Annotated in this window: 11 protein-coding genes and 1 pseudogene; 7 read left to right on the forward strand and 5 right to left on the reverse strand. The window is 63.5% G+C overall.

Annotation, left to right across the window (positions count from 1 at the left end; translation table 11 throughout):
- Positions 1–70: 70 nt before the first annotated feature.
- Both EV669_RS09405 and EV669_RS09410 read right to left on the reverse strand, forming a co-directional pair.
- Positions 71–1951, reverse strand: coding sequence for a lytic transglycosylase domain-containing protein (locus tag EV669_RS09405; protein ID WP_132098521.1), 1881 nt, complete (start codon positions 1949–1951; stop codon positions 71–73).
- Positions 1952–2080: 129 nt separating this feature from the next.
- On the reverse strand, positions 2081–3085 hold the full coding sequence (locus EV669_RS09410) for a class 1 fructose-bisphosphatase (protein WP_054286474.1): 1005 nt from the start codon (positions 3083–3085) through the stop codon (positions 2081–2083).
- A gap of 284 nt (positions 3086–3369) precedes the next feature.
- Here EV669_RS09410 and EV669_RS09415 point away from each other — a divergent pair, with 284 nt between their 5' ends.
- A complete protein-coding gene (locus tag EV669_RS09415; protein ID WP_165922740.1) occupies positions 3370–3606 on the forward strand; it encodes a hypothetical protein in 237 nt (78 codons plus the stop codon).
- Between the two features lie 110 nt (positions 3607–3716).
- On the opposite strand, the pseudogene EV669_RS09420 reads toward EV669_RS09415, so the two are convergent.
- From EV669_RS09420 to EV669_RS09430, 3 genes and pseudogenes are all read right to left on the reverse strand, one after another.
- Positions 3717–3983: pseudogene (locus EV669_RS09420) on the reverse strand (DUF2726 domain-containing protein); the annotation flags it as partial.
- 698 nt (positions 3984–4681) lie between these two features.
- A complete protein-coding gene (locus tag EV669_RS09425) occupies positions 4682–6094 on the reverse strand; it encodes a dihydrolipoyl dehydrogenase (RefSeq protein ID WP_132098524.1) in 1413 nt (470 codons plus the stop codon).
- Positions 6095–6284: 190 nt separating this feature from the next.
- On the reverse strand, positions 6285–7013 hold the full coding sequence (locus tag EV669_RS09430) for a glutathione peroxidase (RefSeq protein WP_132098525.1): 729 nt from the start codon (positions 7011–7013) through the stop codon (positions 6285–6287).
- 261 nt (positions 7014–7274) lie between these two features.
- On the opposite strand from EV669_RS09430, the gene EV669_RS09435 reads away from it, so the two are divergent.
- The 6 genes from EV669_RS09435 to EV669_RS09460 all read left to right on the forward strand — a co-directional run bounded on the left by EV669_RS09435 (position 7275) and on the right by EV669_RS09460 (position 11953).
- Entirely contained in the window at positions 7275–8150 is an 876-nt protein-coding gene (locus tag EV669_RS09435) for an NAD(P)-dependent oxidoreductase (RefSeq protein WP_132098526.1), read from the forward strand.
- Entirely contained in the window at positions 8150–8926 is a 777-nt protein-coding gene (locus EV669_RS09440; protein ID WP_207913841.1) for a hydroxypyruvate isomerase family protein, read from the forward strand. The genes EV669_RS09435 and EV669_RS09440 overlap by 1 nt, the downstream gene beginning before the upstream one ends.
- 123 nt (positions 8927–9049) lie before the next feature.
- Complete coding sequence (locus EV669_RS09445; RefSeq protein ID WP_132098527.1) at positions 9050–9253, forward strand: glycine zipper 2TM domain-containing protein; 204 nt, start codon at positions 9050–9052, stop codon at positions 9251–9253.
- Positions 9254–9340: 87 nt separating this feature from the next.
- Positions 9341–9547 carry a glycine zipper 2TM domain-containing protein gene (locus tag EV669_RS09450; protein ID WP_054286479.1) on the forward strand — a complete coding sequence of 69 codons (207 nt, stop codon included), beginning with the start codon at positions 9341–9343 and terminating at the stop codon, positions 9545–9547.
- Between the two features lie 117 nt (positions 9548–9664).
- Positions 9665–11032 carry a deoxyguanosinetriphosphate triphosphohydrolase gene (locus EV669_RS09455; RefSeq protein WP_200906494.1) on the forward strand — a complete coding sequence of 456 codons (1368 nt, stop codon included), beginning with the start codon at positions 9665–9667 and terminating at the stop codon, positions 11030–11032.
- A 42-nt stretch (positions 11033–11074) separates the two neighbouring features.
- Complete coding sequence (locus tag EV669_RS09460; protein WP_054286480.1) at positions 11075–11953, forward strand: AEC family transporter; 879 nt, start codon at positions 11075–11077, stop codon at positions 11951–11953.
- The last annotated feature ends 3 nt before the right edge of the window (positions 11954–11956 follow it).

Consider the following 11956-nt stretch of genomic DNA (forward strand, 5'->3'; position numbering starts at 1 on the left):
GCCCGGTCATGCCGGGCCACGCCATCCGCCAGGTTGCGGCGGTCGGAAAGGGCGGGCGGCCTATCCCGCGCTAGCGGGCGGGTACGACGCCCATCCGCCCGGAAAGCGCCAAGGGCGAACGGTTGAGGCCGCCGGCATAGTATGCCGCGTTTGCCATCACTTTTTGCACATAGTCGCGTGTTTCATCAAACGGGATGGTCTCCGCGTAGATCGGGCCCTCCAGCGGCCGGCTGTCCTGCCAGCCGCGTGCACGACCGGGGCCTGCGTTGTAGGCGGCCGTGGCCAGCACCGGGCTGCCGGACAGCGTGTCGAGCACGTGGCGCAGATACCAGGTGCCCAACTGGATGTTGGTGTCCACATCATTAACGACGTAGCGGCCCAGCCCGATCTTGCCGGCCACCCACTTGGCGGTCGCCGGCATCAACTGCATCAGACCCGAAGCGCCCACACCGGAGCGGGCCACATTCACGAAGCGGCTTTCCTGGCGGATGAGCCCGTACACCCAGGCTTCGTCGATGCCCAGCTCGCCGGCGTAGCGGCGGGTGATGTCACGATAGGGTGTCAGGTAGCGCAGCGAGAAGTCATGCTCTTCCCGGGTGCGCTCGGCACTGTAGATCGCCATGTCGTAAAAGCCGGCGCGTCGCGCTGCCTCCGCCGCAGCCAACAGCATGGTGTCAGTGCGGTTGCGCATCGCCCATCGCCATTCTCGCTGCGCATCGGTGCGCAGCTCGGGCCGGCTGTAGCGGCCGGCGATTTCGTGAAGCTCCAGCGCCCGCCGGATGGCCGGCTCTGACGAAACCTGCCGGACCTGTGCCTCACTGGGCGAACCGCCCGCCGGGGGCTCGCTCAGAGAGGTCCCCAGCGATTCCTGGGCCAGCAGCGCATAGTAGTGGTGGCCACGGCTCGCACGGGCGAGCAGGACCTGTCCTTCGGTCGTGCGTCCCAGCGCCTTCAGCGCCCGGCCTCGCCAGTAAAGCCAAGCAGGGGTTTCGGCCAACCTTGAGGGCATGGCCCGCACGATCACATCCAGACCCGTCCAGTTTTCCAGTCGCAGCGCAGAGCGGGCGCGCCAGGACCAGTCATCGTCGGTCAGCTGCGCCGGGTCGGCACGCTCGTACCACACAAGTGCCTGGGCAGGCTGGAGCTTGCGTGCGGCCTGAGTGGCCAGCTGGCCCCATGCAAATCCTGCCTGTTCGCGGGTGAGCTGCGGTTCCAGTGTCTGGAGTAGGGTGCTGGCGCCCGGAAGATCGCTGCGCGCCTTGCGGACGATCTCGAACACTCGCGCCTCCTGTCCGGCCACGGTGCCGAGGTCGGCCAGCGCCGGCTGGACCAGAGGGGCGGTATCGGCAAGCAGGCCGGTCGAGGCGGCGAGCTGCCGTGCCTGGCTCTGGTAATTGCCGGCCAGGAGCAGGCGTACCCGCTTCCACAGCCAGGCCGGCCCCACCATCTGGCGCTGCGCTGCCGCCTCGATCAGCCGATTGCAGCCCTCCGGCAGTGGACGGCTCTCCTCAAAGGCGGTGGGGAGGTTTGCGGGCCGTCCCTGCTGCAGGTCCACCAGCGTGGCATAACAGCGGCTTTCCTCGTCGCGCCCGTCTTCTGGCAGACGGGCCAGCTCGCGGGCGGTGCGGGCCCAGTCCTGGCGCTGGCCCAGCCTCTTCACCCACTCGTTGCGCAAGCGTTCGGTTAGCAGGTTCTCGCCCTGACGCGAGAGAAACCGCTCAACGGTGGCATCGTCATCGGTCTCCGCCGCCTTCCATGCCAGCCAGAAGGCAGGGTAGGGGGCCAGCACATGGTCCGAGGGGAAGGTTTCGGCCAACCGGGCCAGGGTGTTCATGTCGTTGCGTTTGAAGGCATCGCGTGCGGCAATCAGGTCGTCTGCGGGCGCAGCGGCGGCGGGCAGGGCCAGCGCCAGCACGGCCACGCCAGCGGCCAGGCGGTGTAATCGGGACATGGAGCTCATCGTCTGTTCGGTTGCGGCTGCCCTGCAGGCAGGCGCCACCCCCTGGCGGCGCAGGAGGTTGGAAGGCGCGGGGTAAGAATAGTTCGACACCAGACGTGCCAGCTCGCCTGGTAGGGCGGGTCAATCCGCCGCGTGATAGGCGGTTACCCGCTCCACTTCCTCGCGGGAGCCGAGGAAGATGGCTACCCGCTCGTGCAACTTGGAAGGCTGGATATCAAGGATAGGCATCCGGCCGTTGGTGGCGGCGCCGCCAGCCTGTTCCACGATGAAGGCCATCGGGTTGCCTTCGTACATCAGACGCAGCTTGCCCGGCTTGGAAGGATCGCGAGCATCTTTGGGGTACATGAACACGCCGCCACGTACCAGGATGCGGTGCACTTCGGCCACCATCGAGGCGACCCAGCGCATGTTGTAGTCCTTGCCCAGCGGGCCGGTGGTGCCCGCCAAGAGCTCGCCGACGTAGCGCTGCACCGGGGCCTCCCAGTGGCGCTGGTTGGACATGTTGATCGCAAACTCCTTAGTGCTGGCCGGAATGCGCATGTCTGGATGCGTCAACACGAACGAGCCCTGTTCCCGATCCAGGGTGAAGCCGTGCACGCCGTGGCCGAAGGTCAGCACCAGCATTGTCTGAGGACCGTAGACGGTATAACCCGCCGCCACCTGACGGCGGCCGGATTGCAGGAAGTCCGCTTCGGACGGGGCCACATCGCCCGGTGGGCACTCCAGCACCGAAAAGATGGTGCCGACCGAAATGTTCACGTCGATGTTGGACGAGCCGTCCAGCGGATCGAACAGCAGCAGGTAGCGGCCGCGCGGGTAATTCTCGGGGATCGAGTACGGCAGTTCCATCTCTTCGGACGCCATGGCAGCTAGGCTGCCGCCCCATTCGTTGGCTTCCAGCAGGATGTCGTTGGCGATTACATCCAGCTTCTTCTGAGCTTCGCCCTGAACGTTGCCCGAGCCGGCTTCGCCCAGTACCCCGGCCAGCGCGCCCTTGTTGACCGAATGGCTGATCGCCTTGCATGCCCGGGCCACGGTTTCGATCAGCAGCCGCAGTTCGGGCGGAAGGTTGCCTTCTGTTCGCTGGGCTTCGATGAGAAAACGGGAAAGACTGATGCGGCTCATGGGCTACCTCGTGGCACAAAGGGTTACGGGCGATACGATAAAGGCCGGATTATACGTCAAGCCGACATCACACGCGGCCGTAGGGCGTAAATGGGGACTGATCCCGACAGGCAGATCGAAGAGACCAGAGAAGAATATGCTTTAGTTCGCATAATACATATTATGTCAAATTAAGAGGATGGTACGTAGAACTACGTATGTTCGTTTATGCGAGGTTTGATCCGGCCAAAAGCCGGGCTTTTGCTTCGATGGCAAGACTACCTCGCGTGCCCAACGACCTGGACATGACCATAGAACGCGCAGCATCACTACTCTGGAAATCCAACGCCAAAGAACTCGGCGTATCACACACCACGTACAAGGCGTACTGCTCCGGCAAGACGACGGTTCCGGTGCTGGTCTTGAAGTACCTTGACCTCAAAGAGCGAGCCGGCTGGCTCGACAAAGGACCATTTGCAGGCGCACACATCGACGGCGATGATTCTTGCACCCCGAAGACCTGGCGATCTTGGCAGACATAAAGATGGCTCACCGCCTGGCCGAACGGCAGGCAGACTTGATCGAGCAGTTGAAAACCGAACGGGATTTCTACAGGCAGAACTGCCACCGACAGGCACGCTTCGGTCTTATGTTAAATCGACTGTTCCGCTAACTTCTGCTTGTCCAAGCGCCTGAGCACCTCCGCCATGCGCTGGACAGGCTCATTATCGGGTGTGGCCGGCAGACGGAAGACCAGAAGCCCCGCTTGCTTGCACACCTCATCCCTTGCCTTGTCCTGCTCGTGCTTGTTCCGATGACTGCGGTCATCTAGTTCTACGACCGCAGCAATGGTGAAGTCACGCCGGCAGACGAGGAAGTCAGCAACCTTCTGGCGCATCTTTCCGAATTCTCGGAAACGCGCAGACCTGCTCCCGCTCCGTCAGAGGACGACGGGCGACGAATCGAACATTTGAAGAAGGTGAAGATTGCGTAGAAACCTGCTTCTTCCTCAAATGGGGAGCAAAAAAAGCAATAAGCAGGAGAACAACTACGGCGAGCACAAGAAAAACCAGCATTATCCGTCCTTAGAGAGGATAAAAGGCTAGACCAGCTCGCCGCTGGGTAGTGCCGCCTGGAGTCTGTTCCAGGGGGCGCGTCCTCGCCTTAAGGAGCTGCGGGCAGTACTACCCACTTTCGCTAGCGTCGCCTACCCGTACCTCATGATGGCGGCAATCAAGCGCGGAAATCGATACTGGGTGGTTATGTCAAATATGATGGGGTCGCTCTTTTCCCACACGCGGGGTGTCTTGTACCAGGTCGCCGGAGGAAGCTTTCACCAAAACGGAAGAGCCGCCGGAGCCTAGTAGGCTGCGTGTGCCCGCGTCGGGGTTTGCGTGGCTAGAAAAACAGCACGATGGTGACGATCAGCGTCAGCAATGCAGCAAATACTGCAATGACAGCTGTCAGAGGTTCTTCTCTACTTGTAGATACATTCTCGCAGCGCCGTCCTGCGTGTCTGCATCGTGCGCGGTGTGCCGCCCTCCTCCATCTGCACGGTACAAAAGAAAACCCCCGGCACGCCGGGGGCAAGAGGAGAGACAGCGATGAAACCGGATGTCAGGCAAGGTTGGCCGAAGGAAGCTGGGCAGCTGCATCGCGCAGTGCGGTGCGCAATCCTTCTTCCACCACGGGATGGTAGAACGGCATTTCCAGCATCTGCGGCACCGTCAGGCCCAGTTGGTATGCCCAGGCCAGGGTGTGGGCGATGTTTTCGGCACACGGACCGATCCATTCCGCGCCCAGGAAGCGGCCGGTGGCTTTGTCGGCGTATACATGCATCAGGCCACGGTTCTTCAGCATGACGCGGCTGCGACCCTGATCCTCGAAGCTGACCACCCCCACCACGACCTGCCCGGCCTCAATGTCGGCGGCCAGGCTGGCCTGGCGCTCGCCCACCATGGCAATCTGCGGGTCGGTGAATACCACGCCGATCGGGGCACGGCGGTGTCCGGCCGCGACATGCGGATAGCGGGCTGCGTTTTCGCCAGCGGTCTTCCCCTCATCGGCGGCTTCGTGCAGCAGCGGCAGGATGTTGTTGGCGTCGCCGGCAATGAAGACCGGGCTGGTGCCGCACTGCAGTGTGGCTTTGTCGAAGATCGGCACGCCACGGCTGTCCAGCTGCAGCGTGGTGTTCTCCAGACCCAGCCCGCGCACGTTGGGGGTGCGGCCGGTGGCTGCCAGCACGTAGTCGAAGCGTTCGGTCTGGCGCTGGCCTTCACGGTCGATGAAAGTCAGTACGGCCTGGTTGCCTTCCTTCTCCATCTTTTCCACGCGGGCATCGGGGTCCAGATAGAACTCGCGGCTGAAGGTTTCACGGGCATATTCGCGGATGGCAGGGTCTGACAGCGGCCCTACCCCGCCGCCCACACCGAAGACACGAATGCGCACGCCCAACCGGGCCAGCGCCTGGCCAAGCTCCAGCCCGATGACACCGGGACCGAACACCGCCACGCTTTCGGGCAGGGCCTCCCAGGAGAACACGTCGTCGTTGATGATCAGGCGGTCTTCCAGCGCCCTGAAGGGGGCTGGAATGGCCGGGGACGAGCCGGTGGCGATCACCACGCGCTGGGCCTGTACTGTCACCTCGCCCACTTCGAGCGTGGTGTTGTCAATGAAGCGGGCATAGCCCTGAAGCCGGTCTTCGGCGGGAATGTTTTCCACGCTGGCCACCACGAAGCCGACGAAACGGTCGCGCTCGCTGCGTACCCGGGCCATTACCTCCCGGCCATCCACGCGGACTTCCCCGTCCACATGCACGCCAAACGGGGCGGTGTGGCGTGCTTCGTGGGCGGCCTCCGCCGCGGCGATCAGCAACTTGGACGGCATGCAGCCGACGCGAGCGCAAGTGGTACCGTACGGGCCGCCCTCGATCAGAACAGTGCTCTTCCCGTGTGCCTTCGCGGCACGGTAGGCAGCCAGGCCGGCGGTGCCGGCGCCAATGACAGCGATATCGATATTGAGGGTGCGCATGTGCAACAGTCCTTTCTGAATACGGGCTTGCGGCTTTTCGGATTCGGGGGGCAATGCGTCACGCGGCCCAAGCAGCGTCACGCATTGCGACACGGGGTAAAAGAAGCCGGCACGGGGCCGGCCCGGAAGGCCCCGGCGGCGTCAGGGCAGAAACCGCCGGGAGAAACGTTGCGCCAGGTTGGCCGAAGCCTCAGGCGAGATGGGCGGCCAGATCGTCAGCAGAGCCGATCAGCTTGCCGTTGATGAATACCTGCGGGGCGGTCATCTTGCCGGATACGGCCCCGAGCACCTTGCCGCGTACCTTGTTGTCCAGCGGCACTTCAACGAACTCGTAGCCCTTCTCTTCCAGCAGCGCCTTGGCACGTGCGCAGTGGGGGCAGCCTACTTTGCTGAACACCACGACCTGGTCCGGTTTCTTGGCGTTGGGGTTGATGTAGTTGAGCATGGTGTCGGCGTCGGATACCTTGAACGGATCGCCCGGCTCTTCCGGCTCAATGAACATCTTTTCGACCACGCCGTCCTTCACCAGCATGCTGTAGCGCCAGCTACGCTTGCCGAAGCCCAGGTCGTTCTTGTCCACCAGCATGCCCATGCCTTCGGTGAAGTCGCCGTTGCCATCCGGCACCATGATGATGTTGCCGGCTTCCTGATCCTTAGCCCATTCGTTCATCACAAAGGTGTCGTTGACCGACACGCAAAGGATGCTGTCCACGCCGTTGGCCTTGAAGGCCGGGGCCAGTTCGTTGTAGCGCGGCAGGTGACTGGACGAGCAGGTAGGGGTAAACGCGCCCGGCAGGGAGAACACCACGACGGTTTTGCCTTCGAAGAGGTCGGCGGTGGTGACATCCTTCCACTCGTTGTTTTCACGGACACGGAACGTTACGTTGGGAACGCGTTGGCCTTCACGGTTTTGCAGCATGTCGTACTCCTTGCGGTTGATTGGATGAGTTACGTTTAATCAATCAGTGACGGTATTGTGATAGCTAAACACATTTTGTTCCAATTGATTGTTTCAAGAAAATGCATTGTGTTTCTTTATCGAAGCACAAGTGCCCTCTCCTCCCTCGCGCGAGCACATGCCAGGCCTGCCCTTCAATGCGTGAGTCGTCCGAACCCGGCTGTCGATATGGTCGCTGCCTGCGTTATGCTGATGGCAATCGCGATGCAAGGGAGAATACACATGCCGACACTTGGGTTTGCAGGGCTGGGCTTGATGGGGACGCCGCTGGCACGCCGGCTTCTGGCGGCAGGGCACGCCGTATGGGTGTGGAATCGCAGCCTGGACAAGGCCGAAGCCCTGAGGGCGGACGGTGCGCAGCCTGCCACCCTTATGGAGATGGCAGCCACGTGCGAGATCATTTTCCTGTGTCTGGCCGATACCGCAGCCGTGCAGGAGGTGGTGTCGGGCGCACAGGGTCTGAGGGCCAGCCTGCGTCCAGGCCAAGTAGTGGTGGATCTTTCTTCCATTGACCCGGCGGCTACCCGGACGCTTGCGGAAACGGTAGCGACCTGTGGGGCCCGCTGGGTGGATGCCCCGGTCTCGGGCGGAGTGCGCGGCGCGCAGGAAGGCCGCCTGGTGGTGATGGCGGGGGGCGAGGCCGCTGCGCTTGAACGGGTGCGCCCTTACTTGGCGGCGTTTGCCCAGCGGGTAACGCACATGGGCGGCAGCGGCGCCGGGCAGCTGACCAAGGTGTGCAATCAACTGATCGTAGCGACACAGTCGCTGCTGATCGCCGAGGCGGTATCGCTGGCAGAAAGGTCCGGCGTGGATGCGAGCCTGCTGGCACCGGCATTGGCAGGCGGCTTTGCCGACTCCCTGCCCTTCCAGATCCTGGCGCCGCGCATGGCCCACCGCAGCCATGCACCCGTACAGTGGAAGGTATCCACCCTGTTGAAAGACCTTGAGAACGCCCTGCAAGTGGCGCGCAGCTGCGAGGCGGCCGTGCCGTTGGCGGCGCTGGCCACACAGCTGATGCGCATGGTGGCGGCTGGCGGCCGGAGCGAGGCCGATCTGAGTGAGGTGATCGCCCTCTACGCCACCGCGGAGGGCGCCTGATGCTGAAACTTTCGGCCAACCTGAGCCTGCTCTACACCCACCTGCCTTGGCGGGCCCGCTTCTACGCTGCCCGCGCGGCGGGGTTTGAAGCGGTGGAGATCCAGTTTCCCTACCAGACACCGCTGGCGGAGTTGGTGGCTGCCAGTCAGACAAGCGGCCTGCCGGTCGTACTGATCAATCTACCGGCAGCCGACCTGATGGAAGGCGGCGCTGGGCTCGCCTGCCATCCGGCCCGCCAGGGCGCATTCCGGCAAGCCTTCACCACCCTGCTGCCGTACGCCGAAGCGCTCGGGGTGGAGGCGGTCAACATCCTGCCGGGGCGGTTGCCTGCCGGAGTGGCGCGTGAAACCGCACTGGAAGTGCTTTCGGCCAACCTGCACCACGCTGCCGCCTTGCTGGCAGGACATGGCATCCGCGCGACCTTCGAGGCCATCAACCGCCACGACATGCCCGGCTTTCTGGTGAGCTCTGGCGATGACATGCTTGCACTGCTGGAAGATGTGGCCCACGCCAATCTATACATGCAGGCCGATCTCTACCATCTGGCACGCAGCGGGGACAACATTACGGCATTTCTTGCAAAGCACTGGGCCCGCATCGGGCATATCCAGTTCGCCGATGTGCCCGGTCGGGGTGCGCCCGGCAGCGGCACCCTGCCCTTTGACGATCTTTTTGCCCAGATTGCTGCCCTGCCCTACCGCTACTGGACGGGCGCGGAGTACCGGCCGGGCGCGCCCGCCGAGGCGTGGCTGGAGCGATGGCGCCGCCGGTCCTGAGGGGCGGGGGCCGACGCGGGAACTGTTCTTGCTTGGAAGTGGACAACGCAAATGTCCCCTTCCTTTCCTATGCTGAAGGAAGGGCCTTCGAGCAGTACCTGACCTCTTTAGGAGACTCCAGCCATGAAAACCCTGAAAGTCCTCGCTTCGGGCGCGCTCGCCCTGGCTCTGCTGTCCGGTTGTTCCAACATGACCCGCACCGAACGCAACACCGCGCTGGGTGCCGCAACCGGCGCCGCCGTAGGTGGCGTGCTCTCCGGTGGCGATGCATTGGGTACCGTGGGCGGTGCTGCCGTCGGCGGCCTGATCGGCAACCAGATCAAGTAACACCGCTGCGGCGGGCCCTGCGGGGCCTGCCGGTGCGCTTCAACCAGACAAAACAATATTCCGTCCCCGCTCAAGGAGTAAATGACAATGAAAACCCTGAAAGTACTCGCTACCGGCATCCTGGCCCTGTCCCTGCTGTCGGGCTGCTCCAACATGACCAAGCGTGAAAAGAACACCGCCATTGGTGCCGGTGCCGGTGCTGCGGCAGGTGCCGTCCTTTCCGGCGGCAGCGCCTGGGGCACGGCCGGTGGCGCTGCGATCGGTGGCCTGATCGGCAACCAAGTCACCAAGTAAGCCCCGCTTACCCTGCAAAAGGCCGGCCCCGCCGGCCTTTTGTCTTGTCCGCCCGTGCCCGCTGGCACGGAAGGCTTGCGGTATGATGGCAAGGTATCCACCTTCGTTGCGACATCCATGACCGCACCCGACCGCATGCAGTGGCAGCGCCTGCTTTCCCCTCAGCGTTTCAAGCTTGCAGACGGCTCCGTTTGCCGCACCCGTACCCCCGCCACCGAAGAAGGCAGCCCGGGCCTGCGCACCGACTTTCATATCGATCACGACCGGGTAGTGTTCTCCAGCGCCTTCCGGCGCCTGGGACGTAAGACCCAGGTACACCCGCTGGCGACCAACGACCACACACACAATCGCTTGACGCACAGTGTGGAGGTGGCCAGCGTTGGCCGAAGCCTCGGCAACCGCGTGGGGGTAATGCTGGAGCACGCAGGACAACTGCCGCGAGGCTTTACGCCTTACGACATCGGCGCGGTGGTACAGGTAGCCTGCCTAGCGCACGACATCGGCAACCCTCCCTTCGGCCACACCGGCGAGGATGCCCTGCGGCACTGGTTCCGGCGCCCTGAGCATGTGCACCTGCTGGCACCGCTGACCGATGCCCAGCGGCGAGACGTGCAAACCTACGAAGGCAATGCCCACGGCCTGCGCATGGTTACCTCGCTGGAGATGTATGCCGGCGAAGGCGGCATGCGCCTGACGGCCGCGGCACTGGGGGCGCTGATCAAGTATCCTTGGACCTCCGATGACGAAGCGGCTCAAGCCCGGGACAAGTTCAACATTTACCGCACCGAATTGCCCTACTTCGAGGCGGTGGCTGAGGAACTGGGTCTGGTGCGGCTGGATGCCACCCGCTGGGTGCGTCATCCGCTCTCCTACCTGATGGAAGCGGCCGACGACATCTGCTATGCCATCCTGGACCTTGAGGATGCAGTGGAGATTGGCATTCTGGACTTTCACGAGTTTGAGCGCCTGTTCGCGGGCTTTACAGAGTACGAGCGGGTATGGGAAATCCAGGACATCCGCCAGAAGTGCGCCATGCTGCGCGGCATCGCCATCGGACGCTGCGTGGCCGAGATCGCACAAAAATTCATGCTGCACCACGACTCGCTGTTGGCGGGCACCTTCCCCGCCAAGGATCTCATCAATGTCAGTGACCCGTTGGTGCAGGAGACGCTGCTGGAAGCCAAGGAGCTGGGCAGTCACAAGGTTTACCGACATCGGACCAAGGTGGTGACGGAGCTGGCCGCCTACCCCTGTCTGGGTGCGGTGCTGGACGTGGTGGTGCCGGCGGTGCATACCCGGATGATGCAGGGCGAAGAGGCGCTGTGCCCGCGCGATCGGCTGGCGCTGGACCTTTTCGAGCTGCATATCGAACAGGCCCCGACGCTCTACGAAGCCTACATGCGTGTGCTGGATGCGGTCGGTGGCATGACCGACAACTACGCCGCCACCTTGGCGCGCGAGATCTCCGGCATCGGTTTGCACTAGCCTTCGGCCAACCTTCCGGCCCAGGCTCTTCCGAAGGCACGCATGCACGAGCGCATTCTCACCATCATCTTACCGGTACTCGTTATCGTGCTGGCCGGCTGGGTCTATGGCCGGCGCACCCGGCCGGACATGCGCGTGACCAACCGCATCAATATGGATGTATGCGTGCCGCTCCTGGTGTTCTCCGCCCTGGCCGCACGCGACTTCCATCTTTTGGCCTACTGGAAGCTGATTCCGGCCGCCGTGGTCGTGGTGCTGTTTTCCGGCATGCTGGCCTGGCCCCTGATCCGGCTTTCCGGTCTCAGCCAGCGCACGCTGCAGCCACCCACAATGTTCAACAATTGCGGGAATATGGGCCTGCCGCTGGCACTCTTGGCGTTTGGCCGTGAAGGGTTCAACGCCTTCGTGGTGTTGTTTGTGGTGTCCAACCTGCTGCATTTCACCCTCGGCGCCTTCATCTTCAGCAGCAGTACCCGCTTTGCCGGGCTGGCGCGCAACCCGATCGTGCTGGCCACCGCGGCCGGGCTGCTGTTCGGCCTGGCGGGCTGGCATCTGCCTGAAGGGCTGATGATCGGGCTCAAGATGCTGGGCGATGTCACCATTCCACTGATGCTGTTCGCCCTGGGCGTGCGCATGGTGGACACCCAGCTGGCCGGCTGGAAGGTAGGCGTGCTGGGTGCTGTCCTCTGCCCACTGACCGGGCTGGCGGCCGCCGCGCTCGCGGTGCCGCTCCTTGGGCTGACCGGTCGCGAGGCCGGGCTGGTCTATCTGTTTGGCGCCTTGCCCCCGGCCGTGCTCAACTTCCTGATGGCCGAACTGTACCGCCAAGAGCCCGACCGCATGGCGTCGATCGTCCTGATCGGCAACCTGGCCAGCGTGGTCTTCGTTCCTGTTGGGCTGTGGCTGGCCCTGACTGTCTGATTG

This window comes from Gulbenkiania mobilis (assembly GCA_004346645.1).
Lineage (GTDB): Bacteria > Pseudomonadota > Gammaproteobacteria > Burkholderiales > Chromobacteriaceae > Gulbenkiania > Gulbenkiania mobilis.